Source organism: Malaciobacter mytili LMG 24559, from assembly GCF_003346775.1.
GTDB lineage: Bacteria > Campylobacterota > Campylobacteria > Campylobacterales > Arcobacteraceae > Malaciobacter > Malaciobacter mytili.
The window spans coordinates 472,392-497,857 of sequence record NZ_CP031219.1; the positions used below are offsets into that span (position 1 = coordinate 472,392).

The 25,466-nt window shown below is 26.2% G+C and carries 22 protein-coding genes; 19 read left to right on the top strand and 3 right to left on the bottom strand.

Going from position 1 to position 25,466, the window contains the following annotated elements; translation table 11 throughout:
• The first annotated feature begins 2 nt into the window (after positions 1-2).
• Genes AMYT_RS02440 through AMYT_RS02450 form a run of 3 tightly spaced genes read left to right on the top strand, consistent with a single transcriptional unit; the run spans position 3 to position 3,909 of the window.
• Positions 3-1,706 carry a proline--tRNA ligase gene (locus tag AMYT_RS02440; protein ID WP_114840982.1) on the top strand — a complete coding sequence of 568 codons (1,704 nt, stop codon included), beginning with the start codon at positions 3-5 and terminating at the stop codon, positions 1,704-1,706.
• 9 nt (positions 1,707-1,715) lie between these two features.
• Positions 1,716-2,531, top strand: coding sequence for a mechanosensitive ion channel family protein (locus tag AMYT_RS02445; RefSeq protein ID WP_114840983.1), 816 nt, complete (start codon positions 1,716-1,718; stop codon positions 2,529-2,531).
• Entirely contained in the window at positions 2,509-3,909 is a 1,401-nt protein-coding gene (locus AMYT_RS02450) for a CCA tRNA nucleotidyltransferase (RefSeq protein WP_114840984.1), read from the top strand. Before AMYT_RS02445 ends, AMYT_RS02450 begins: the two co-directional genes overlap by 23 nt.
• A gap of 26 nt (positions 3,910-3,935) precedes the next feature.
• Here AMYT_RS02450 and AMYT_RS02455 read toward each other — a convergent pair whose 3' ends face one another.
• A complete protein-coding gene (locus AMYT_RS02455; protein WP_114840985.1) occupies positions 3,936-5,240 on the bottom strand; it encodes an apolipoprotein N-acyltransferase in 1,305 nt (434 codons plus the stop codon).
• A 25-nt stretch (positions 5,241-5,265) separates the two neighbouring features.
• Between AMYT_RS02455 and yajC the strand changes: the two genes are divergently transcribed.
• From yajC to AMYT_RS02520, 13 genes are all read left to right on the top strand, one after another.
• Entirely contained in the window at positions 5,266-5,538 is a 273-nt protein-coding gene (gene yajC / locus AMYT_RS02460; protein WP_114840986.1) for a preprotein translocase subunit YajC, read from the top strand.
• A 78-nt stretch (positions 5,539-5,616) separates the two neighbouring features.
• On the top strand, positions 5,617-7,182 hold the full coding sequence (gene secD, locus AMYT_RS02465) for a protein translocase subunit SecD (protein WP_114840987.1): 1,566 nt from the start codon (positions 5,617-5,619) through the stop codon (positions 7,180-7,182).
• A complete protein-coding gene (secF, locus tag AMYT_RS02470; protein ID WP_114840988.1) occupies positions 7,182-8,153 on the top strand; it encodes a protein translocase subunit SecF in 972 nt (323 codons plus the stop codon). Before secD ends, secF begins: the two co-directional genes overlap by 1 nt.
• Before the next feature lie 216 nt (positions 8,154-8,369).
• Positions 8,370-8,861: a hypothetical protein gene (locus AMYT_RS02475; RefSeq protein ID WP_114840989.1), complete on the top strand. Its 492-nt coding sequence runs from the start codon at positions 8,370-8,372 to the stop codon at positions 8,859-8,861.
• A gap of 126 nt (positions 8,862-8,987) precedes the next feature.
• On the top strand, positions 8,988-9,482 hold the full coding sequence (locus tag AMYT_RS02480) for a hypothetical protein (protein ID WP_114840990.1): 495 nt from the start codon (positions 8,988-8,990) through the stop codon (positions 9,480-9,482).
• Between the two features lie 102 nt (positions 9,483-9,584).
• Positions 9,585-9,929 (top strand): DUF6394 family protein, encoded by a 345-nt coding sequence (locus tag AMYT_RS02485; RefSeq protein WP_114840991.1) that lies wholly within the window; start codon positions 9,585-9,587, stop codon positions 9,927-9,929.
• Positions 9,929-12,394 (top strand): leucine--tRNA ligase, encoded by a 2,466-nt coding sequence (leuS, locus tag AMYT_RS02490; protein ID WP_114840992.1) that lies wholly within the window; start codon positions 9,929-9,931, stop codon positions 12,392-12,394. Before AMYT_RS02485 ends, leuS begins: the two co-directional genes overlap by 1 nt.
• Before the next feature lie 2 nt (positions 12,395-12,396).
• The gene (gene lptE, locus AMYT_RS02495; protein ID WP_114840993.1) at positions 12,397-12,906 is read left to right on the top strand and encodes an LPS assembly lipoprotein LptE; all 510 of its coding nucleotides are present in this window, start codon (positions 12,397-12,399) and stop codon (positions 12,904-12,906) included.
• Between the two features lie 8 nt (positions 12,907-12,914).
• Positions 12,915-14,084 (top strand): folylpolyglutamate synthase/dihydrofolate synthase family protein, encoded by a 1,170-nt coding sequence (locus AMYT_RS02500; RefSeq protein ID WP_114840994.1) that lies wholly within the window; start codon positions 12,915-12,917, stop codon positions 14,082-14,084.
• The gene (locus tag AMYT_RS02505) at positions 14,074-14,976 is read left to right on the top strand and encodes a M23 family metallopeptidase (protein ID WP_114840995.1); all 903 of its coding nucleotides are present in this window, start codon (positions 14,074-14,076) and stop codon (positions 14,974-14,976) included. The genes AMYT_RS02500 and AMYT_RS02505 overlap by 11 nt, the downstream gene beginning before the upstream one ends.
• Complete coding sequence (locus tag AMYT_RS02510; RefSeq protein WP_162919457.1) at positions 14,922-15,362, top strand: bactofilin family protein; 441 nt, start codon at positions 14,922-14,924, stop codon at positions 15,360-15,362. The genes AMYT_RS02505 and AMYT_RS02510 overlap by 55 nt, the downstream gene beginning before the upstream one ends.
• Positions 15,346-17,469 (top strand): DEAD/DEAH box helicase, encoded by a 2,124-nt coding sequence (locus AMYT_RS02515; protein ID WP_114840997.1) that lies wholly within the window; start codon positions 15,346-15,348, stop codon positions 17,467-17,469. The genes AMYT_RS02510 and AMYT_RS02515 overlap by 17 nt, the downstream gene beginning before the upstream one ends.
• Entirely contained in the window at positions 17,470-19,098 is a 1,629-nt protein-coding gene (locus AMYT_RS02520; RefSeq protein WP_114840998.1) for a cation:proton antiporter, read from the top strand. It abuts the gene before it with no gap.
• A 31-nt stretch (positions 19,099-19,129) separates the two neighbouring features.
• Here AMYT_RS02520 and AMYT_RS02525 read toward each other — a convergent pair whose 3' ends face one another.
• A complete protein-coding gene (locus AMYT_RS02525; RefSeq protein ID WP_114840999.1) occupies positions 19,130-21,325 on the bottom strand; it encodes a TonB-dependent receptor domain-containing protein in 2,196 nt (731 codons plus the stop codon).
• Positions 21,326-21,483: 158 nt separating this feature from the next.
• On the opposite strand from AMYT_RS02525, the gene AMYT_RS02530 reads away from it, so the two are divergent.
• Both AMYT_RS02530 and AMYT_RS02535 read left to right on the top strand, forming a co-directional pair.
• On the top strand, positions 21,484-22,218 hold the full coding sequence (locus AMYT_RS02530) for a response regulator (protein ID WP_114841000.1): 735 nt from the start codon (positions 21,484-21,486) through the stop codon (positions 22,216-22,218).
• Positions 22,202-22,927 (top strand): sensor histidine kinase, encoded by a 726-nt coding sequence (locus tag AMYT_RS02535; RefSeq protein ID WP_114841001.1) that lies wholly within the window; start codon positions 22,202-22,204, stop codon positions 22,925-22,927. Before AMYT_RS02530 ends, AMYT_RS02535 begins: the two co-directional genes overlap by 17 nt.
• Before the next feature lie 2 nt (positions 22,928-22,929).
• Here the strand turns inward: AMYT_RS02535 and AMYT_RS02540 are convergent, their stop codons facing one another.
• Entirely contained in the window at positions 22,930-24,639 is a 1,710-nt protein-coding gene (locus tag AMYT_RS02540; RefSeq protein ID WP_114841002.1) for a lysophospholipid acyltransferase family protein, read from the bottom strand.
• A 115-nt stretch (positions 24,640-24,754) separates the two neighbouring features.
• On the opposite strand from AMYT_RS02540, the gene AMYT_RS02545 reads away from it, so the two are divergent.
• Complete coding sequence (locus tag AMYT_RS02545) at positions 24,755-25,465, top strand: DUF445 domain-containing protein (RefSeq protein ID WP_114841003.1); 711 nt, start codon at positions 24,755-24,757, stop codon at positions 25,463-25,465.
• Position 25,466 lies beyond the last annotated feature (1 nt).

A 25,466-nucleotide genomic window follows, 5' to 3' on the forward strand; every position in this document is an offset into this window, starting at 1 on the left:
AAATGAAATTTTCTAGAATGTTTATACCAACTACTAAAGAAGCACCAAAAGATGCAACTTTACCATCTCACCAATATTTAGTAAGAGGTGGATTTATAAATCAAGTAGGAGCTGGTATTTATAACTTTATGCCTTTAGGAAAAATAGTTTTAGATAAAATTAGAGCTATTGTAAAAGAAGAGATGGATAATGCAGGAGCAAATGAAGTTCTTATGAGTTTTGTAACGCCCCTTGAACTTTGGGAAGAATCAGGTAGAGCAAATGTTATGGGACATGAGCTTTTAAAGTTTAAAGATAGAAAAAATGCTGGATATGTTTTATCTCCAACAAATGAAGAATCAGTTGTTGATATTGTGAAAAATAGAGTAACTTCATATAAGGATTTACCTTTAAATTTATACCATATAAATACTAAGTTTAGAGATGAAGCAAGACCTAGATTTGGTCTTATGAGAGGAAGAGAGTTTTTAATGAAAGATGCTTACTCTTTCCATGCTACACAAGAAGATTTAGTAAGAGAATTTAACCTTATGGAAGAGACTTATAAAAAAGTTTATTCAAGACTAGGTTTAGAGTTTAGAGTAGTTGAAGCTGATAGTGGTGCTATTGGTGGAAGTGGTTCTAAAGAGTTTATGATTTTAGCAAACTCAGGTGAAGATACAATTGTAGTATGTGACTCTTGTGATTATGGAGCTAATATTGAAGCTGCAAAAAGAAAAGAGCTAAAAAAAGAAAAACTTGAAACTAAACAAATAGAAAAAGTACATACTCCAAATTTAAAATCTATTGAAGAAGTAACTAACTTTTTACAAATTGACCCATACTATTCAATAAAAGCTGTGATTAAAAAAGCAATTTTTAAGAATAGTGTTGAAACTGTAGTATTTTTTGTAAGAGGAGTTGATGAACTTGAAGAGACAAAAGCTTGTAACGCAGTTGATGCTATTGATTTAGAAGATGCAACACCAGAAGATTTAGAAAAAGCAAATTTAATTGCAGGTTTTTGTGGAATAATTGATTTTCCAAAAAATATTAAAGTTGTTTTTGATAAAGAATTAATTGGAGAAAATAATATTGTTTGTGGGGCAAATGAAGAAGATTATCACTTAACAGGTGTAGATTTAACTGCTTTAGATTTAGAATATAAAGATTTAGTTGTGGTTAAAGAAGGTGATACTTGTGCTTGTTGTGGTGGAAAATTAACTTATACAAAAGGAATTGAAGCTGGACATATTTTCCAATTAGGAACAAAATACTCAAGTGCTATGAATGCAACATTTTTAGATTCAAATGGAAAAGCTCAGCCTTTTATTATGGGATGTTATGGAATAGGAGTTTCTAGATTAGTAGCTGCTGTTATTGAGCAAAACCATGATGAAAAAGGTTGTATTTGGACAAAATCTACTGCCCCATTTATGGTAGATATTATTGTCTCTAATTCTAAAAAAGAAGAAGAAGCACAAGCTGGTGAAAAAATTTATAATGAATTAAAAGCAAATGGAGTAGAAGTTTTATTAGATGATAGAATAAATGCAAGATTTGGTTTTAAAATGGGAGATTTCGAGCTTATTGGTTTTCCATATGCTGTTGTAATAGGTAAAAAATTACAAGAAGGGTTAGTGGAAATTATTGATAGAAAAACTTTAGAAAAAGTAGATGTTGCTTTAGAAGAAGTAACTTCTAAACTTCTAGAATTTATAAAGTAAGGTGAAAAAATGCAAGAGAGTGTTCAAACTGTTTCAGATTTAATTGGTATGTATGCTTTAAATATAGCATTATCAATTGTTATTTTTGTAGTTGGAAAATGGATTGTTGGAAAATTAACTGATGTTAGTGTAAGACTTTTAGAAAAAAGTAAAAAAGTTGATGATACATTAATTAAATTTCTAAGAAATATTATTTATTATACTTTATTGGTTATTGTTGTTTTAACAGCATTAAAACAATTAGGTATTGATACAACTTCATTTTTTGCAATTTTAGGTGCAGCAGGTCTTGCTATTGGTTTAGCTTTAAAAGATTCACTTGGTAACTTTGCTTCAGGAGTTATGATAGTTGTTTTTAGACCATTTAAAGTGGGTGATTTTATAACTGCTGCTGGTTCTAGTGGAACTGTTGAAGAGATTTCTATTTTTAATACTATTTTAAAAACAGGAGATAATCAAAAACTAATAATTCCAAATGGTTCTATTACAAGTGGAACAATAATAAATGTTAATGCAAATGATACTAGAAGAGTAGATTTAGTTGTTGGTATTGGTTATGATGATGATATTAAAAAAGCAAAAGAGATTTTAGAAACTATTTTAAAATCACATGATAAAGTTTTATTAGATAAAGGAATAACTGTTGCAGTTTCAGAACTTGCAAACTCTTCTGTTAATTTTGTAGTTAGAGCTTGGGTTAATACTCCTGATTATTGGGCAGTTAAATTTGATTTAACTGAAGCTGTTAAAACTACTTTTGATAAAGAAGGTATTTCTATTCCTTATCCTCAAACAGATGTACATGTTTACAAACATAAAGTTTAATCTACCTAAAATCTTAGAAAAAATCTTATACAACTTACAAGAAATTGGTGTAAAACCAATTCTTGTTGGTGGTTGTGTTAGAGATACTCTTTTAAATATTCCTTGTAAAGACTATGATATTGAACTTTTTAATATTGATGAACTTCAAATTGTTGAAAAAGTTTTGCAAAAGTATGGAAATGTAAAGCTTGTAGGTAAATCTTTTGGAGTTTTAACTTTAAAAGTACAAGAGTATGATTTTGATTTTGCCCTTGCAAGAGTTGAAAAAAAAGTTGGAAGTGGTCATAGGGGCTTTGAAGTTATAAACAATAAAAATTTAAATTTTCAAGAAGCTAGTTTAAGAAGAGATTTTACTATTAATTCTATTGGGTATGATTTTTTTGCTAAAGAGTTTTTAGACCCTAATAATGGTTTAGAAGATTTAAACAAGAAAAGATTAAAACATATAAAAGATGAAACTTTTGTAGAAGATCCTTTAAGAGTATATAGGGCAATTCAACTTTGTGCAAGATTTAATTTACAACTTGATAAAAAGACTTTTTTATTATGTAAAAAAATAGTTGAAAATAATGAACTTGAAGAATTACCAAAAGAGAGAATTTATGAAGAGTTTAAAAAACTTTTATTAAAATCTTCTAAGCCTTCAATTGGTTTTGAGTTATTAAAACAGCTAGGAATTTTAAAATATTTTAAAGAACTTGAAGCTTTAGTTGGCTGTGTACAAGATAAAGTATATCATCCTGAAGGAGATGTTTGGGTTCATACTTTAATGGCTTTAGATGAATTAGCAAAAATTTTAAAAACAGAAAAAATAGAAGATGAATATAGAAAATTATATTTATTTTATGCTACTTTATGCCATGACTTAGGTAAACCTTATTGCACAGAAATTTTAGAAAATAAGGTAACTTCTCATAAACATGAAACCTTAGGTGTTGAACCAACTATTTCTTTTTTATCAAAATTAACAAATGAAAAAAAACTAATAGAAAAAGTAATACCAATAGTTAAAAATCATTTAACACCTTTTCAACTATATCTTGCAAACTCTTCATTAAAAGCTGTAAAAAGATTATCTTTAAAAGTAAATATACAAGATTTATGTTTAGTTTGTTTAGCTGATTGTTTAGGTAGAGATATTAAAGATAAAGAAAAATGCCCAAAAGCAACCTCTTGGCTTTTAGAGCAAGCTACTTTACTAAATATTCAAAATAATGCTTTAAAACCACATATTCTTGGAAGAGATTTAATAACTTTAGGATTAAAACCCTCAAAAGAGTTTAAACAAATACTTGATTATGCTTTAGATTTACAAATAGATGAAAATTTAACTAAAGAAGAGATATTATACTTTATAAAAGAAAGATATTGTAACTAACTTTATTTATAAATAAAAAAAGTTAGTTAAGGTTTAATTATATAATTTTCACTTCCATTTGCCACATGATAGATAATAACATTATATTTTTTAGCATAATATTTCATTAGAAGTTTTTGTAAAATTGGCTCAATTGATGGGGTAAACCAAGCATTATTTGATATTGCTATCATATATTTTGTATCATTTATATTTTCAAAGATTTTATTTGTTGTTGCTTCATAACAAATTGCACTCCTAAATTTATAACCATTTATATTAAAATCAGTTGGAGTTACAGCTTTTATATAATCTTGTGCTCCATTATAAAACCATTTATTTATTAAATCTGTTAAGAAACTTGAAAGTGGTATTTCTTCTCCAAAAGGAACTAAAACTACTTTATTTGCAATAACTACTTTTTCTTTTGAAAAGAAAAATGAAGAGTTATAAAATCCTTTTTCATCACTTGACATAGCACCTATTACTATATCAATTTTTTGAGATTTTTCTTTTAAATATTGCATTAAAAATTCATCTTTATTTAATAATAAAGGAAGAGTAGTCTCTGGTAAGATAACTAAATCATAATTTAAATCAATTGCTTTATCTATTTCATTTATATTTTTATTTACTATTAAATGTTGATTTTGTTTTAGCCATTTTTGGTCTTGCTTGATATTTATTTTAGACATATATATTTTTAAATTTGGCTCTTTTATTTTTAAATTAGGGTTATAATCAAAGGCAAAAAGTAAAGGAATAATAGCTAAAAATTTATATTTTAATTTTTCTGTTAATAAAAAAACTGCTAATAAAATTAAAATAAATGCAATTTTAGAAGTTTGTAAATATGAATCAATAAAAAGTAATTCTAATTTAAACCAATTAAAATTAAAAGGTTCTATAAAACTTAATGCAAAAATAGCACAAATTCTTAAAAATTTTTTATTTATTACTAAATTAAAAATTATTGGTGAAAAATATGAACTTACAAGACAATATAGAGGTCTAAATGTTCTAATTACAAAATCTGTAAAGTAAAATAAAAATGCAATTATAAATCCAAAACCAAGGATTACAAAGGGTATTAAATAAGCTACTTCATAATAAAAAAAACTATTTGCTATCCAATAAAACCAAAAAATTCCTGTAAAAAATCCTGCATAAATTAAAGAATTTTTAGGAATTGTAATTAAAAAGTATAAACCAAGAAGACCTAAAAAGGTGTTTAATATTTTAAAATTAAAGTTTAAATACTCTAAGTAAATAAAAGCACTTAGCAATATAGCTGTTATCAAGCCTTTTATTATAATAGTTTTGTTAAAATATTCAGGTTTTACTAAAAACATAGAAAATACTTTAAAAGGAAGTTTAATGCAAGGTCAAAGTGCTGATTTAATAAGCTCATTATTACCTCTAGTTGCGTTATTTGCAATTTTTTATTTTTTAATTATCAGACCACAACAAAAACAAGCTAAAGCTCATAAGGCTATGATTGCTGAATTAAAAAAGGGTGATAAGATTGTAACAAATGGTGGCTTAATGGTTGAAATTATTAAAGTTGAAGAGACTTTTTTAATTGTTAAAAATCATGATAATACTGAAATGAAATTAATGAAAGAGTTTGTTGCAAAACTTTTAGACTAATTTAACTTATATTTTAAAACATACAATTTTTGTATGTTTTAAATTTTTTTCTATGTACTAACAAGCTAAGGAAAAAGATTGAAAATCTTAAATTATAGACTCATAATATTTATACTAAGCATTATATTTGGAGTTGTATTTTCTATACCTTCATTTATGCAAACAAATAGTGGTAAAAAAATCTCATTAGGATTAGATTTACAAGGTGGACTTCATATGCTTCTTGGAGTTCAAACGGATGAGGCAGTTACTTCAAAAATCAAAACAATAGCAACTTCAATTAAATATTTTGCCGAAGACGAAGATTTATTAATAGAAGATTTAAGTATCAATGGTGATAGCATAACTTTTACTATTTTAGATAAAGATGAAGCACCTAAAATTGAAACAATGTTAGAAAAAATAGGTGGTTTAGAAGTTGGATTAGATGAACTTACTTTTAATGTAAGTTTAACTGATGATGAGATTGTTCGAACAAAAGATTTATCTGTTGCGCAAGCTGTTGAAACTATTAGAAATAGACTTGACCAATTTGGACTTGCTGAACCAACTGTTATTAGACAAGGTGAAACTGATATTGTTGTTCAACTTCCAGGAATTAGATCTCAAGAAGATGAAAAAGCTGCAAGAGAACTTATTTCTAAGCCAGCTAATTTAGAACTTATGGCAGTAGATGAAGAAAGAGCAGACCAAGTTTATACTATGAGTGATGCTCAAGCAGCTTCATATGGAGATATTATTTTAGAGGATGTAAAAAATCCAAATACTTTATATTTAGTAAAAGAGATACCTATTTTAAATGGGGAGCAAGTAATTGATGCAAAAGTTGCTTTTGACCAATCAAATCAGCCTATTATTAATTTTACATTAAATTCAAGTGGTGCAAGAATTTTTGGTGATTTTACAGCAAAAAGTATAGGAAAAAGACTTGCAGTTGTTCTTGATGGGAAAGTTTATTCAGCTCCTTCAATTAGAGAAAGAATTGGTGGAGGAAGTGGACAAATTTCTGGTGGTTTTACTATGATTGAAGCTGGAAATGTTGCAATTGCTCTTAGAAGTGGAGCTTTACCAGCTTCTGTAAAATTACTTGAAAAAAGAAGTGTGGGACCATCACTTGGAGCAGACTCTATTCAAGCTTCTATGGTTGCACTTATTTTAGGATTTGTACTAGTTGTAGTATTTATGATTGTATATTATAAAACTGCTGGAATTATTGCAAATATTGCACTTATTACAAATATTTTTATTATAGTATCAGTTATGGCAATGTTTGGTGCAACTCTTACTTTACCTGGTATGGCAGGGATTGTATTAACCGTGGGTATGGCAGTTGATGCCAATGTAATTATTACTGAAAGAATTAGAGAATTATTAAGACAAGGATTATCAATTCAAAAAGCAATAGAAGATGGTTACTCAAATGCAATGAGAGCTATTTTAGATGCAAATATTACTACTTTATTGGTTGCTGTAATTCTTTATGCTTATGGAACAGGACCAATAAAAGGTTTTGCAATTACTATTTCTATTGGTATTTTAGCTTCAATGCTTACGGCAATTTTGGGAACTCATGGTATTTATGAAGCCTTAATGCCAAAAATATCAAAAGATAAAAATATAAAAAAATGGTTTGGGGTTAGCTAATGGAAATTTTTAAAACTGATAGAATATATAATTTTATGGGAAGAAGACTTCCTTTTTTAGGTCTTTCTTCTATTTTATTTATTGCCTCAATAGTAATTTTATTTACTAAAGGTTTAAACTTTGGTATTGATTTTGCTGGTGGAACAATTATTCAAGTAAAATATGAGAAACAAGCCCCAATTTCAGATATTAGAACTGTATTAAAAACAAAACCTGAATATGCAAATGCAATTATTTCAGAGTTTGGAAGTAAAGAAGAGGTTGTTATTAGATTATCTGGTACTTCTTCTGATTTATCAACTGATATAAGTGATAAAATACATAATGTATTAGCAAGTACAGGAAATTTTGAAGTAAGAAGAGTTGATATAGTTGGACCTAAAGTTGGAGGAGAATTAAGAGAAAAAGGTGTAATGGCTTTAGGTTTAGCTATTATTATAATCTTAATTTATGTAAGTTTTAGATTTGAATGGAGATTTGCTATTGCTTCAATTTTAGCATTAATTCACGATATTACTATTGCTATGGGAGCTTTATCACTTTTTTCTATAGAAGTAAATCTTGATATTTTAGCAGCAATTCTTACTCTTTTAGGATACTCTCTAAATGATACAATTATTGTATTTGATAGAATTCGAGAAGGAATACAAACTTCTAAAGAGACTTTATTAGATACTATTGTAAATGAATCAGTAAGTAAAACTTTATCAAGAACAACACTTACTTCATTAACAACATTTTTTGTTGTTGTTACTTTATTTGCCTTTGGTGGTGAGATTATTCATGGATTTGCCTTTACTTTACTTGTAGGTATTATTGTGGGTACATATTCATCTATTTTTATTGCAGCATCTTTTTTAGTTCAATTAAAATTTTCAATAACTGATTTTAGAAGTAAAGAAGCTGAAAAATTAAAAAGACAAAAAGAAAAAGAAAAAATAAGAGCTATGTATGAAAAAGGTACAGTATAAAGTATCTTATTAAAAAAAGAATTTAGTGGGCTATTTGTTTTTTACAAATTCCCTCTTAAATTCTATTTTGTGTCTTTACTTTTAAAAATCTCAAAATTCATAATTATTTTATAAATAATCTTATATATACTTCTACAATAGCTTTGTTTAAAGAAAAATGCAATAAAATAATATTTCTTTAATAAGATAATTTCCTTTTAATTATAAAGGTAAAAAATGGTTACTGATATTAAAAAATCTAATAATTCTAAATTAAAAAATATAAAATATACTTTTGATAAAATATCTTCAAATAATGCAACAGATTGGCAATTAGCACTTTTTTGGATAGTTCTTTTTGAAATTTCAGCAGTGATTTTTGAATATTTTTTTGTAAAAAAATCGCATATTTATATAGAGTATATACCTCAAAGTTTTTATAAAGAGATTTTTGTAGCTTCTCTTGTGGTTCCTTTTGTATGGTTGTGTGTTTATAATTTAATTTTTATAAATAAGAGCAATTTATTATATTTAGGGCTTTATGCAGTTATAGGTTTATATTTAGTAATTACTCAAGATGTAACTTTTAATTTGCTTTTACATAATTTAAATCCTTTGGAATTGGATATTGGTGGAAGTATATATTTTACAATTCAGCTTATTTTTAAATTAGTTACCACATATTTGATTTTTCAATTAGTAATAGCTTTAAGGTACAAAAGAGTTTAAAGCCAATAAATTACAATTTTAATAATAAATTTCTTTATTTTGTTAAAAAAGCGTTTATATTTTCTTGATATTATATATTTAATAAGAATTTGCAAAGATTTTTTGCAATATATAAGGAGAGAACAAATGCAAACTTCAACTACAGCAAATAAAGAGAGTTTTTTTTATCTTTTTGATAAATATACTTCAAGGAATGGTACAGATTGGTACTTAGCATTGACTTGGATATTTGTTTTAGAATTAATATCTTCATTAATTGAGTATTTTTATTTACCCATAGCAAAAACTTATATAGTTGATATTCAAGAAGGCTTATTTAAAGAGGCTTTAATAGCAATATTTATCTCTTTTTTTGTCTGGCACTTTATTTATAGTATTGTACAAATGAGAAAAAATCAATTTTTTTCACTAGTTATGTATGTTTTACTTGGAATTTATTTTTATATTACAAAAGATGTAACATTTAATTTACTTTTTCATAATATTATAAATCCATTTGAATTTGAATTTAGTGGTTTTAGTCTATATACAATTGTTCAAATTTTTATAAAAGTAGTTATCATATATCTTATTGTAAAAATGATAGTTTCTATTAAAAATAGAAAAAAACTAGACAATTAGTTTTCTTCAAAAACCTTAATACCATAGTTTTAAAGCCTTTTTTATCCTTTTTTAGGTAATATATTTGCCTAATATTAAAAGTAAAACTTTAAAAGGATAACTATGGATTGGGGTAAGGTAACTTATATATTTTTCTCACTCATGTCACTCACAACTACAGCAGGGTTTATTTATGAGCCAAATGCAGTAGCATTGTTCTTAGCTGCAGGTGTAAATGTAATCTCTACAATTTTAAAAATTGGTGTAAAAAATCTTTTAGCAGCAGAACTATTAGCAAGTTCATTAGTGGCAGACTTACACCTAATTCCTGCGTTTATGGTATTAACTTTTATAGGTGATGAAAGAATGGCAATTGCTTTAGCAATAGGTGCAGTTGTAGCAAATCTTTTCTCAATAGCATTAGCGCTAATAGAAAGTGCAAAAAGTCAAGATAAGGATGATTATTAATGGAATATAATCCACAACAACTAGAAAAAAAATGGCAAACTTTTTGGAGTGAAAATAAAAGTTTTGAGCCATCTGATGATACAAAACAAGAAAAAAAATATATTTTAAGTATGTTCCCATATCCAAGTGGTAGAATTCATATGGGACATGTTAGAAACTACTGTTTAGGTGATGCAATAGCTAGATATTTTAGAAAAGCAAACTTTAATGTTTTACATCCAATTGGTTGGGATAGTTTTGGTATGCCAGCAGAAAATGCAGCTATTAAACATAAGCTTCATCCAAAAAAATGGACATATGAAAATATTGATTATATGAGAGATGAGCTAAGAGCTTTAGGTTTATCTTTTAGCCAAACAAGAGAATTTGCAACTTCTGATGAACTTTATACAAAATGGGAACAAGAGTTTATTATTAAAATGTATGAAGCTGGACTTTTATATAGAAAATCAACAGTAGTAAATTGGTGTGAACCTTGCCATACTGTTTTAGCAAATGAGCAAGTAGAAGAGGGTTGTTGTTGGAGATGTGGAACTCCTGTTGAGCAAAAAGAGATGCCAGGATATTATATTGCTATTACAAAATATGCACAAGAATTACTTGATGATTTAAAAACATTAGAAGGTTCATGGCCATCACAAGTTCTTACAATGCAAGAAAATTGGATAGGAAGAAGTGAAGGTTTAGAGTTTGATTTAGAATTATCTAAAGATTCAAGATTTAAATTAAATAAACAATTTGCTTCATATAAAGTATTTACAACAAGACCAGATACAATTTATGGTATTTCTTATTCAGCTTTAGCACCAGAACATCCAATTGTAAAATATATAGTTGAAAATAATTTACTTCCAAATGATAAAATTGAAGCTATTAAAGCTATGCAAAAAGTAAGTGAAAGAGATAGAGCAACTCAAGATAAACAAGGAGTTTCTTTAGAAATTGATGTAATTCATCCTTTAACAGGTGAACTTATCCCTGTATGGGTAGCTAACTTTGTATTGGCTTCTTATGGTGGTGGAGCAGTTATGGCAGTTCCAGCCCATGACCAAAGAGATTTTGAGTTTGCAAAGCAATACTCTTTACCTATAAAACAAGTAATTGTAGGAAGTGAGGGAATTATTGAAAATCCAACTGAAGCCTTTACAGGTGAAGGTGAGCTAATAAATTCAGAAAGTTTTACTGGACTTAAAAATATAAAAGCAAAAAAAGCAATAATTTATCATTTTGAACAAAACTCAATTGGAAAAAAACAAGTTAATTTTAAACTAAGAGATTGGGGAGTATCAAGACAAAGATATTGGGGAGCACCTATTCCTTTTGTACATTGTGATTCTTGTGGATTAGTTCCAGAAAAGGTTGAAAATTTACCTATTGCTCTTCCTGAAGATGTAGAAATTACAGGACATGGAAATCCATTAGATACTCATGAAACATGGAAAAAATGTGCTTGTCCAAAATGTGGTAAAGAGGCTTTAAGAGAGACAGATACTTTAGATACTTTTGTACAATCTTCTTGGTATTTTTTAAGATATGCAACAAATCATAAAAAATGGGAAAAAGAGGGAATTTCTAAAAAAGATGCTGATTACTGGATGGATGTTGATCAATATATTGGTGGAATTGAACATGCAATTTTACACCTTTTATATGCAAGATTTTTCACTAAAGTATTAAATGATTTAGGATATGTAAATTCAAGAGAACCTTTTAAAAGATTACTTACTCAAGGTATGGTACTTAAAGATGGTGCTAAAATGTCTAAATCAAAAGGAAATGTTGTAGATCCTGATTCTATTGTTGAAGAGTTTGGTGCAGATACAGCTAGATTATTTATTTTATTTGCAGCACCTCCAACTAAAGAGTTAGAGTGGAATGATAGTGCAGTAGAAGGTGCATATAAATTTATTAAAAAATTTGTACAAAGAAGTAGTAATATCTCAAAAGAAGCTGCATTAAATTTTGAAAATATTGAGCATAGTTCATTAAATAAAGAAGAAAAAGAAGCTAGAAGAAAAGTTTATGATGCATTAAAAAGAGCAAATGATGTATTTACAAAAACTTTTACATTTAATACACTAATTGCTGGAGCTATGGAAGCTTTAAATGCATTACAAGCTCAAAATAATGAATTAGTATGGGCAGAAGGATACTATATTCTTACAAATATTTTAGAGCCAATAATTCCTCATACTTGTTGGGAATTAGCTGATAATTTATTTGAAAGAAAAAATTTCAATAACAAAATTGAAGTAAAAGAAGAAGTTTTTGCTTTAGATTCAATTGTTTTAGCTGTAACAATTAATGGTAAAAAAAGATGTGAAGTGGAAGTATCTCCTAGTGCTTCAAAAGAAGAAATTTTAGAAATTGCTAAAAAACAGGCTAATAAATGGCTTGAAGGTAATGAAATTATCAAAGAGATAGTTGTACCAAATAAGTTAGTAAACTTAGTAATTAAAGGATAAAAATGAAAAAAAGTCTATTAGTACTATTATTTTTTATTGTTATACTTTTTTCAGGATGTGGATATAAGCCATCTAGTTATTATGCAAAAGAGCAAATAAATGGTAATGTTTTTGTAGATTTATATGTAGATTTAAAAGATCCAAAAAATGCTGTATTAATTAAAGATGCAATGAATGAAATTTTAGTACACAGACTTAATGCAAAATTAGTTGATAATAGAAAAGATGCAGATACTATAATGAAACTTAGATTAGGTTCTGTATCTTTAAGTGAATCTTCATATGATGATGAAGGATATACAAAACTATATAAAGCATATGTAAGTGTTTTTGTTTCTTATGAAAATGCTAAAGTAAAAAATGCATTTACTGTAACTGGTACACATGATTTCTCACTGGATAATAGTGCAACTATAACAGATACAAAGAGATTTGAGGCTATTAAAATAGCAGCATCTAAAGCTTTAGAAGAGGTAATATCAAAAATAGCTGTTTACTCTTTTAAAAAGTAGAATAAGTAATGCAAGAAAATTTAAAAAATTGTACTTTAGAAAAGTTTTTAGAACATAAAACTTTATATTATGACAAAATAGATTTCTCAATAGTAAAAAACTCTTGGGAAATCTTAAAAAATCATATAAAACTTCCTTTTGTTATACATATAGTTGGAACAAATGGTAAAGGAAGTACAGGGAGATTTTTAGCTCATTATTTATATAAAAAAGAGTATAAAGTTCTTCATTATAGTTCACCACATATTTCTAAATTTAATGAAAGAATTTGGATAAATGGAAGTGATGTTAGTGATAATAATTTAGAAGAAGCTCATAAAAAAATACAAAATATCTTACCTCTAGAACTTTTGCAAAAGCTTACATATTTTGAATATACTACTTTAATAGCTCTATTTTTAAGCTCAAATTTTGATTATATTGTATTGGAAGCTGGACTTGGTGGTGAGTTTGATGCCACAAATGTTGTAGAAAATAATTTAAGTTTAATTACAACAATTGATTTAGACCATCAATCTTTTTTAGGTAATAGTGTAGAAGAAATTGCAAGAACAAAAATGCGAGCTTGCAATAACCATATGATAGTTGGTTATCAAATTCATAATAAAGTAAAACTCGAAGCTTTTAAAGTAAAAGAACAATTAGAACAAGAGTTTGGATATTTAATTGATATTACTTTTGTTGAAGAGTTTGAAAAATATACAATAAATGATAAATTTGCTAAATATTTAAAAAGAAATCTTCATTTAGTAATAGAAGCTTTAAAATATCTAAAAATTGATATTGATATAAAATTATTTGATGATGTAACTTTACAAGGAAGATGTCAAAAAATTGCACCAAATATTACAATAGATGTGGGACATAACCCTTTGGCTGCGCAGGTTTTAAAATCAGAGTTTGAACATAAAAAAATCATTTTGATATATAACTCTTATGAAGATAAAGATTATAAAGAGGTTTTAAGAATACTAAAACCTATAATAAAAGAGCTAATTATATTGGAAATTGAAGATAAAAGAATAGCAAATAAAAATAATTTATTAAATATTTGTAAAGATTACAATATAATGACAACTTTTAATCTTGAAATAAAAGAAAATGAAGAATATTTAGTATTTGGTTCTTTTTTAGTAATTGAAAAATTTTTAAAATTAATAGGGTTTAATGAAAAATAGGTTAATCATCACAGTATCTGATGTAAGTGGTACAAAATCATATAATGTACATCAGTTTATAAGAAAATTTGTAGTTATATTTTCGATTATTGCACTTTTTGTTTTAGGGCTTAGTTTTTGGCTTATCACATATTTGCATAGTGAAGTGTCAAATATTAAAGAATCAAAAAGAGAAGAGATTGCACAATTAACTAAAAAAGAAAAAGAATTATTAGCTCAAAATAGTTTTTATTCAAAGCAGATACAAGGTAAAATTGAGGATATAGAAGAACTTAGTTCTAAATTAGACCATCTTGAAGAGATAATTGGTATAAAAAAAGATGAGGATATAGACTTAATTAAAAGGGCAACACTAGCTACAATGACTACTGTTGAAAAAGTTTATATGTTAAGAACTATACCAAATGGAAGTCCTTTAAAACTCACAAGAGTTACTTCAAATTATGGTTATAGAATCCACCCTATTTCAAATAAAAAAATATTTCATAGAGGAATTGATTTAAAAGCAGCTATGAGAACAGAAATTTTTGCAACTGCTGATGGAGTTGTTAGTTATGTGGAACCAAATGATAGGGGTGGTTTTGGGCGAGTTATTAAGATAATGCATGGATATGGTTTCCAAACTCTTTATGCTCATTTAAATAAAACAAAAGTTAAAATAGGTCAAGTTGTAAAAAAAGGAGACCTAATTGGTCTTAGTGGAAATAGTGGAAATAGTTCTGGACCACATTTACACTATGAAATGAGATATGGAACAAAAGTATTAAATCCAAGAGATTTTATTTTTTGGGATATTAAAAATTATGAATCTATTTTCAAAAAGCAAAGGAGAATTCCGTGGGAATCTTTGGTAAATCTAATAAGCGAACACAACAAAATAGTGCGACAGTAATTGCACAAGGTACTTGCATAATTGGTGGAATAAGTACAGAAGGGACTGTTCATATTGATGGTAAGTTTGAAGGTGTTATTTTAGAAGCTGATGTAATTACAATTGGTCAAACTGGTGAAGTAATCGGTGATATTAAAGCAAATAATTTAATTGTTAGTGGGCTTTTTGATGGAAAAATAGATTGTAATGAAGTACATGTTTTATCAACAGGAAAAGTAATAGGTGAAATTAAATATAATGAACTTGTTATTGAAGAGAATGGTAAGTTTGAAGGTAGAGGTATTAGAAAAAGTTCAAGCTTAACAAGTAGATATGGTGAAATTGAACAAAAAATCAATAATATCATAATCTCACCAACACCAATTAGTCATGATAAAAATTCGTGAGAAATTAAATCAACTATACCAAGAAAAACTTAAAATTGAAGAAGAGATTAGACTTTTAGAGTCTAAGCTTCATGACACAAAAAAACACCTTTCAAAATATGAAAAAATAGATTTATTTAAAGATTTATTTGTAAGTAGAACAGATATTTTTGCTAAAAAATGGATTAGTAAAGATGGGAAAAAAGAAGGTTTTTTCCCTGTTACTCAAACCTTTAAAGCTGAAGATTATCTTCCTTTAACTAATAATGAAATAGAACAACATTTAAGAGGTTTATGCTTTTTAGCTTCTTATGTTATAGATAATACTAACCAATGCAAATATATTGTTTTAGAAATTTTGCAAGAGGATAAGTTTAAACTTCAAATAGCTTTAAATTCTTTAAATATTAGAGCTTATTATGAAGTTTCACAGCATAATAGTTTAAAAGCTTGGATATTTTTTGAAGAAAAAGTAAGTGCAAAAATTGCAAATTCTTTGGCTAAAACTATTATAAAAAAAGCAGCAATTAGTGCTAAAGTTTTTCCAAATGAAGAGTTTGCAACAAAAGCTAGTTTAGGTTCAAGTATTACTTTGCCTTTACAATTAAAGTTTAGAAAAGAGCATAAAACAGAATTTATAGATATAAATACTTCAAAGGTTTATGAAGATCAATGGAGTGTTTTATCAAATGTATTAAAAATAAAAAAAGCTGAGATATTAAAGCTTACACAAAGTGATGATGTAAGTAGTTTTGATAGTGATACTTTTGAAAGTATTGAATATCCACAAGTTTTATTAAATTTAATAATTTATGATTTTTTATATATTCCTACAAAGGATTTATCAAAATCATTTTTAAATAAATTAAAGGCATTTGCTTCTTTTGATAATCCACAAATAAAAGTGCTTTTATCTTTAAGAAAACCTTTATACAATACTCCAAGGGTAATTAAAAACTTTGAAGAAGATGAAAAGTATCTAAAATTGCCAAGGGGTTTAATTTATAAAGTTTTAGAGTATTTTGATAAACATAATATAAAATATAAGCTTGAAGATAAAAAATTTTTAGAAAAAATTGAAACTAAAAAAATTACTTTTACTTTAAGAGAAGAACAGCAAGAAGCTATAAAAAATATTTTAAAAACAGATTTTTCTATATGTGTTGCACCTCCTGGTTTTGGTAAGACTTTAATTGGTGCAAAAATGACAGAACTTAGAGCTTGTTCCACATTAATAGTAGTAAATAAAAATATGCTATTAACTCAATGGATTCAAAGATTTGTTGATTATTTTGGATATGAAAAAAAAGATATAGGATATTTGGGCAAAGGGAAAAATAAATTAACTGGAATTATTGATGTTGCTACAATGCAAAGTTTAAAAAATGATGCTTCAATTATAAATAATTATTCATTTGTAATTGTAGATGAATGTCATCATATTCCAGCAGTTACCTTTGAGCAGATAATAAAACAATTTCATGGTAAATATGTTTTAGGTCTTAGTGCAACTCCAAAAAGAAAAGATGGTCTTGATCCAATTTTATTTCAGCAACTTGGAAATATCTCTTATGAATATAAAAAGAAAAAGAGTGGTTATAATGATTTATTAGTTATAAAAACACAATTTTCAAGTCAAGCAGATAATTATGCAACCTTGATAAATGAACTTTGTTCTAATCAAACTAGAAATAATTTAATTTTAGAGCAAATAAAACAAAATATTAAAAGAAAAATTTTGGTATTAAGTGATAGAATAGAACATTTAAATCTCTTGGAAGCTATGTTAAAACAAGAGGGAATCGACTATGTTTGTATTCATGGAAGTATGAATAAAAAAGAACAAAGTGAAAATATGCAGCAAGTAGAAACCAAAAGTTTGATACTTGCAACTACTTCATACTTTGGTGAAGGTATAGATTTTCCTCATTTAAATACAATTTTATTTGCAACTCCTATTTCTTACTATGGAAGACTTATACAATATTTAGGAAGAATAGGAAGAGATGGACAAGAGTGTTTAGCAATTGATTTTTTAGATTCAAAAAATGCAATGTTAAATTCAGCTTTTAAAAAAAGGCTTGAAGGATATAAACAGATGCATTACAAACAAATTATAGGAAGGTAAATGTTAGGAATTATTGTTTGGACAATTTTTATTGCAGTTGTAGTTAATCTTATTTTAAAAAGATTTAATTTACCTACAATTATAGGATATATAGTAACAGGTACTATTATTGCATATTTATTTGATTTACACGCGGCTGTAAATAATCATGACTTAAAAGAAATAGCCGAGTTTGGTGTTGTTTTTCTAATGTTTACAATTGGTTTAGAGTTCTCCCTAGAACATCTAAATAAAATGAAAAAAGAAGTGCTTGTTACAGGTTCTTTACAAATATTAGTAACTACAACTTTTGTAGTATTAATTTGTATGTATATTTTAAACTTTGATTATAAAACTTCTTTGATTTTAGGAGCTGCATTATCTTTATCTTCAACAGCTATTGTACTTAAAATATATAATGAAAATGGAGATATAAAAAAGCCTTATGGAAGGAGAGTTTTAGGTATTTTAATTATGCAAGATATTGCTGTTATTCCAATACTTTTAATGATCTCTATTTTTAGTATGGGAGATGATAAATCTGTTGCTAATATAATTTTTGAAACTACTATTGCAGCTATGATTTTAATACTTTTATTATATGTATCTGGAAGATACCTTTTAGAACCATTTTTTGAATATGTAAGTCAATCAAAATCTGAAGAGTTATTTGTAGGTTCAGTTTTATTAATAGCAATAGGGGCCTCATATTTAGCTCATTATTTTGGTTTTTCATATTCTTTAGGAGCTTTTATTGCTGGTATGATGATTAGTGAAACAAAGTTTAAGCATCAAGTTGAAGCAGACTTAATACCTTTTAGAAACTTATTGCTTGGAGTTTTCTTTATAACTGTTGGTATGCAAATAAACTTTACAGTAATTGCTCAAAATATAGTTACGATTTTAATATTACTTCCAATTTTACTTGGATTAAAGTATATTATTATTTACTTAATTGTTAGAATTGATGATACAAAAAGAGTTGCATTTAAAACAGCCTTATCTTTAGTTCAAATTGGTGAATTCTCTCTTGCTGTTTTAGAATTAGCAAGAAGTAAATCTTTAATTGATCCAACATATTCTCAAGTACTTATAGTAACAATAGTTATTTCTATGATTTTAACACCAATCGTACTTAAAAATCTTTCATCTTTTGCTTCAAAATTAATTCCAGAAGATACTATGCAAATATTAAATACTTTACAAGTTGATTCTGATACACAAGGGCATATTGTAGTAATTGGATATGGTCATTTAGGACAAGAAATTGTAAAAAAGTTAAAAGAAGAGCATAGAAATTATGTAATTATTGAGCATAATATGAAGTATTATAAAATAGGTAAAGATGAAAATGAACCAATTATTTTTGGAAATGCTGCAAGTAAAACTATTTTAAAATCTGTAAATATTAAAAAGTGTTCAGCAACAATTGTAGCTATTGATAACCCAGAAAAATTACATCTTATTTGTGAAGTTATTAATGACTTAATTGATAATAGTAAAACAATAGTAAAAGTTGGAAGACCAAGTGAGAAAAAAGAGCTTGAGGGGTTAAATTTAGAACATATTATTGTTGAAGATGAGGTCTTATCAAAAGCAATAGTAGAAGAGACAAGAAGTTGTCAGCTTCCAATTTTTAAGAATATATAAAAAATCAAGTGGATTTTTATCCACTTGATAATTAAAATTTAATATTAAGACTTAGCCATAGTTCTCTTCTTTTTTGTGCAAGATTATAAGCATAAGTTTCTACAGTATCTCCATTATCATTTTTATAACTTGTCATTTTTGTAAAATCTTTATCTAATAAATTATTAATTCTTGCATTAAAAATTACATCTTTAGATATTTTATATGATGTTCCTAAATCAAATACTTGATAGTTATCATAATATTTTAGCTTATCATCTCCTCTCCATCTATCTTTTTCTCCTACTATTCTTAAAAAATTATTCCATTTAGAAGTTGTTTGCCAATTTAAAGTTGCACTATATAAATGTTTTGCTGTTGAAGAAAGAGGATTTTTATTATCATCTCTTTTTGAATCAGTATAAGTATAATTGGCTTTAATTGTTAAATTATCTAGAATTTTATATTTACCTGATAGTTCAATACCTTTAATTTGTGCATTTCCAATATTTTGTTTTTGTCTCATAGAACTTGCAATTGTATTCCATTGAGAAGGAAGTTGATTTTGTTGAACATTAACACTTTCAATTTTATTATTAAAATTATTTTTAAATAAAGTAATATTAAAATCATGTCCAGCATTATGTTGGTAATAAGCAGCTATTTCTGTATTTAGACTCTCTTCGGGTTTTAAATTTGGGTTTCCAACCCAGGGTAAAGTCCCTTGTCCTCCAAAACCTGTAATTCCTGAAAAAAGATCTGTTGTTTTGGGAGTTTTATATCCTGTTGCAACACCACCTTTAAAAATTAAGTTAGAATTTGCATTGTAAACTAAATAAGCTCTTGGACTAAGGTGACTTCCAAAAGTTTCATGGTCATCATATCTAATTCCTGTGGTAAATGTTAAATCTTTTAGTATATCCCAACTATCTTCTAAAAATAGTGCCCATTGCTTATATGAACTTGTAACTGCTTTTTTTGTTTTATTTGTTATTCCAAATACACCATCTTCTAATTGTGCATCAATATATTGTGTTCCTAAAACTAAAAAATGTTTTTCAAAAGGAATTTCAATTTTTCCATTATAGGTTATATTTTTTGACTCTAAGACTCTTTTTGGTCTTGGTAACAATGAATTAAATTGTGCTAATTGTGTACTTGAACCATTGGTTTCAAAATCATTTAAACTTGAATAGTTAGCATATAAATCATTCATAAAAAGTCGTTCTGAAGGGTTTAATGGTAAGCTTCTTCCATTATTTGAAGTTTTTATATGATGAATACCTATTGTACTTTTCCCTATTTCCCAAAAGCCTTCATGTAAAATAGAGTATTGTTCCCTTTGCATTCTTTGAATAGGAGCATATCCAACTCTTGGAGAAAAATTACCCCTTCTTTTAAACCATAAATTTTCTTTACTATCAACAGTTCCTACATTACTGCTTGTATTATCATATTTTTGTTTCATAATATCATAATCAAATCTTAAAATATGTTTATCACTAGGTGTAAAAGTCAAACTTGCACCTAAAGTCCAATTTTGATTATCCACAGTTTTTCCTGCCCCTCCAAAAGTTGTACCTGAACTTGTTTGGGGATTTGAAGCTTCTTTATCATAATAGCTTCCTCTTAAACTTAATCCTAATTTATCTTTAATTATAGGACCTCTTATGGCAAAATCGCTTGTTTTATTATTTCCAAATTGATTATCTGTTTGAAAAGTTTGACCTTGTGTAAATGAGCCTCTCCATTTAGTAAAAGTTTTTTTAGTAATTATATTTATTACTCCTCCCATTGCATCAGCACCATATAAAGTACTCATAGGACCTCTAATTATTTCTATTCTTTCAATTGCTTCTAAAGGAGGAATATTTACATACTGAAATCCTCCAAAATTATTTGGATAAATATCTCCATTATTGTTTTGCTTTTTCCCATCAATTAAAATTAAAGTATAATCTCCTCCCATTCCTCTAATACTAATTGTTCCTTGTCCTGATTTATCCCTAGTTTCTCCAATATCAACTCCTTCAATATCTCTCATTGCATCAAGTAAGTTTGTATATGAATTTTTATGTAATTGCTCTTGTGTAATCACAGAAATACTTGCTGGTGCTTTAACTAACTTTTGTTCATAACCACTTGCACTTATTACGGTTACTTCCCCCATATTAGATGGATTATTTGCTGATAAGTTGTTTATTGTGGCTATTATAGTTATTGATAATAGACTTTTTTTTATTTTCATATGTTCCTCCAAATATGTTTTAACAATATTTTATTTATAAATAATGATGAAAAAATGATATTTTGATAATCATTATTATAATAAAGAGATATTTTAAGAAAATATTTAATATAATAATAAGAATAATTATTAAATCAAGATTTTATTAAGGAGTTATTTTGTCAAATAATTTAATTATAAATAAAAAATTTAAAATATTAATTGTTGAAGATGAATTAGTTTTTGCAATGGCAATAGAATCCAAACTTAAAAAAATTGGACTTAATCTTAGTAAAATAGCTACTTCTGCAAATGTTGCAATTATTTATGCTCAAAATAATTATCCTGATCTTGCTTTAATTGATATTAATTTAAATAGTTCAAAAACAGGAATTGATGTGGCAAACTATTTATGGAAAAATCTTAATATTCCTATAATATTTTTAACTTCATATTATGATGATAAAATTATTAAGCAGGCAATGGAGTGCGAGCCTTATGCTTATTTACTAAAACCTTGCAGACAAGAAGAATTAAAAGTTGCTATTAATACAACTTTACATAAACATTATTTCTTTTTTAAAAATAGAAAAATATTTAATCAACAAAAAAAAGAGTTTATATATTTTGAAAATAATCTAAAATACAGTAAAACTACTTCTGAATTATTTGTTAATGATATAGTTTTTAAACTAACAAAAAATGAAAAAAAATTTTTTGAAATTCTTACAAAATATGCAGGTAAAGTTATAAGTTTTAATACTATTTATAATTTTATTTGGCGAGAAGATGTATATGATTTATCAAAACTAAGATCACTTGTTTATAGATTAAAAGTTAAATTAGGATGTAATCTTTTTGAAAACTTTTATGAACAAGGATATAGGATAAAAAATATTGAAAAACTTATTTGATTTAAAATGTTTTTTATTTATCGAGATTTTATTAGTTATTATTATTTTTTTATTTGCATTTTTACTAAAAAAAGTTTTTGAAAATAAAAAAAGTTTAAAATCTTTAAAAGAAAAAGATTTGCTATTAAAAGAAGTACAACATAGAGCTAAAAATAATTTAGCTTTAATTATTGGATTAATACAACTACAAGAAGAACTTAGTGATAAAAAAACAAAAAAAGCTCTTATTGATATTCAAGAAAGAATTTTTTCTATGGAACTTTTACATAGAAAACTTTATAAATCTAAAAATATAAATTATATCTCTTTTAAAAGTTATGTGATAGATTTAGTTAAAATTATCTCTCATTCATACGATATTTCAAATAATGTTTTGGTTGAATTTAAAATAGAAGAAATAAATTTAAATCTTGAAAAAGCAATACCTTGCGGAATTGTTTTAAATGAACTAATTACAAATGCATATAAATATGCTTTTACAAAACAAAATAAATCTATGTTAAAAATAATTATTTATAAAAAAGAAACAAATTTGATAATAATAGTAAAAGATAATGGAAAAGGATTAAAGGAAAATTTTAAGAAAATAAATAATAAAACTTTAGGTTTAAAACTTATAAATAAAATTGTGAAACTTCAGTTACTTGGGACCATTGAGTATATTTATGAAAAGGGTTCGAAATTTATAATTAAAATAAAGGATATATAGGGTTACTCACCTATATATCTCTTTCTTTGTGAGACTTTTAATTTATCTATATGAACTAAAATAAATCCATCTACACAATCACTAAAATTTGGGTCAATATTAAAAGCAAAAAATTCAACACCACCCTCTTCACAAACTTCACTATACTGCTTAAATAAAGTAGGAACTGCAACTCCCATATTATTTAAAGATGATTTTAAGATTTTAAAATCATTTTTCTTATCATTTAAAACAAATAACTCTTTAATATCTTGAATATTTGAAGAGTATTGATAAGCCAATCGTGCTTCAACAAAATTATTATCATTTAAATAATAGTGTGAATAATAAAAAATTAACATATCTTTTGCAATTTTAGGAAATGAAGCAGAAATAGAAACAGGACCAAACATATATTTAATATGTGGATTTTTCTTTAAATATGCACCTATTCCATACCATAAATAATCTAATGCTCTTGTTCCCCAATATTTAGGTTGAACAAAACTTCTTCCAAGCTCAATAGAGTTTCTTAGATATTCTGAAAATCCATTATGATATTTAAATAAAGTATTTGAATAAAAACCTTTTACTCCAATGTTTTTATTTATAAAGTCTCCATCTCCTATTCTATATGAACCAACTATTTCCAAATCATTTTCATCCCATAAAATAATATGTCTATAATAAATATCATATTTATCTGTATCTCTTTTTTTATTTATTCCCTCTCCAACTTTTCTAAAACTAAGTTCTCTTAATCTTCCTAACTCTTTTAAAACAATAGAGTCTTCACTATAGTCATACAAATAGATTTTTTTGCCATCTTTTGTTTCACCTATTAGTTCAGATTTTTTAAGCTCAGCAATTAAATCTTTTCTATTTTGAGGATGTGCAATTGCTTTTTGAGTTATAAAAAAAGATTTTTTTGTTTTTTTCAAAGAATATAGGTGCTTTTTATATAAATTAATAAGATATTTTTTATCAATACCTTTTGGTTTAATATGCTCATTTGAGATAAGTTCACCTATTTTAATATTAATATTTTTTGATTTTTTCTTAAACATTTCATGGGATAAAAGTAAAGTTGAAAAAGTTTTATTAATCACAGAAATAGTATAGAAAATTTTTGAATTTTTTCCATCAATAAAAATGGGTAGAATAGGAGCATTTGAATTTACTGCAAAGTTTAAAAAACCTTTATTCCAAATAGGGTCTTTTATTCCTTTTGCACTTGCTCGGCTAACTTCACCAGCTGGAAAAATAATAATTGCTTCATCATTATTTAATGCTTCATAAACTGCTTTAATATCATTTTTTGATTGCCTATTTTTAAAGTTATCAATAGGAATCATTAAAGTTTTTAAAGCCTCAAATCCTACTAAAAAATCATTTGCAACAATCTTTACATCTTGTCTAATACTTCCAATTAATTTTAATAAACATAAGGCATCAAGACCACCTAATGGATGATTTGCAATAATTACAACTTTCCCTGATGTGGGTATATTTTGTAAGTCGTTGCTTGAAACTGTATAGTCAAAATCAAAGTAATCTAAAACTGCATCTACAAATTCAAAACCTTTTAAATGAGAATTTTTAATTAAAAAATCATTTATATGTTCTTCATGAACTATTTTTTTTGCAATATTTAAAATTGATTTGCTTAAAAAATTGCCTTTTTCTTTAATTTTAGGGAATTTTTTTATAATCTCTTCTTCTACATTTATCATTACAATCCTTTTTTTTAAGTTTAATAAATCATAGTTACAACTAAGTTACAAAAGGTTACTTTTCATTCTTTGATAAAACTTATGGTAAAATCCCAAAAAATATTAAGGAAGGTTTATGAATAAGTCTTTTATTTCAAATTTTTTAGCTGTTTTACTAATATTAATAGGGTTCTTTGCTAACAATGAGATTTTACTTATGATTGGCCTTTTTGCATTTAGTGGAGCAATAACAAATGCTATTGCAATACATATGCTATTTGAGAGAGTACCCTTTTTATATGGAAGTGGCGTAGTTGAGAGTAGATTTGAAGAGTTTAAAAAAGGAATCTACTCTTTAATGATGAATGAGTTTTTTACAAAAGAGAATTTAAATAGATTTTTTCAAGAAGAAATTGGAAGTAAAAAAACACATTTTGACCTATCAAATATTTTAGAAAAAACTGATTTTACTCCTGCTTTTGACTCCCTAAAAGAAGCTGTTATGAATTCTTCTTTTGGTGGAATGTTAAATATGTTTGGAGGAGTACAAGCCTTAGAACCATTAAAAGAGCCATTTGTTGAAAAACTTCAAAGTGCAATTGTAAATATCTCTAAAAATGAAAGCTTTCAAGAAGCACTTCATAGTTCACTTTCAAGTAAAGATGTAAGTGATGATATTTATGAAAAAGTAAGTAATATTGTTAATAAAAGATTAGATGAATTAACACCTAAAATGGTAAAAGAAATAGTTCAAAAGATGATTAAAGAACATCTTGGTTGGTTAGTTGTTTGGGGTGCAGTATTTGGTGGACTTATAGGATTTATTACAACTATTTTAGTAGGATAAG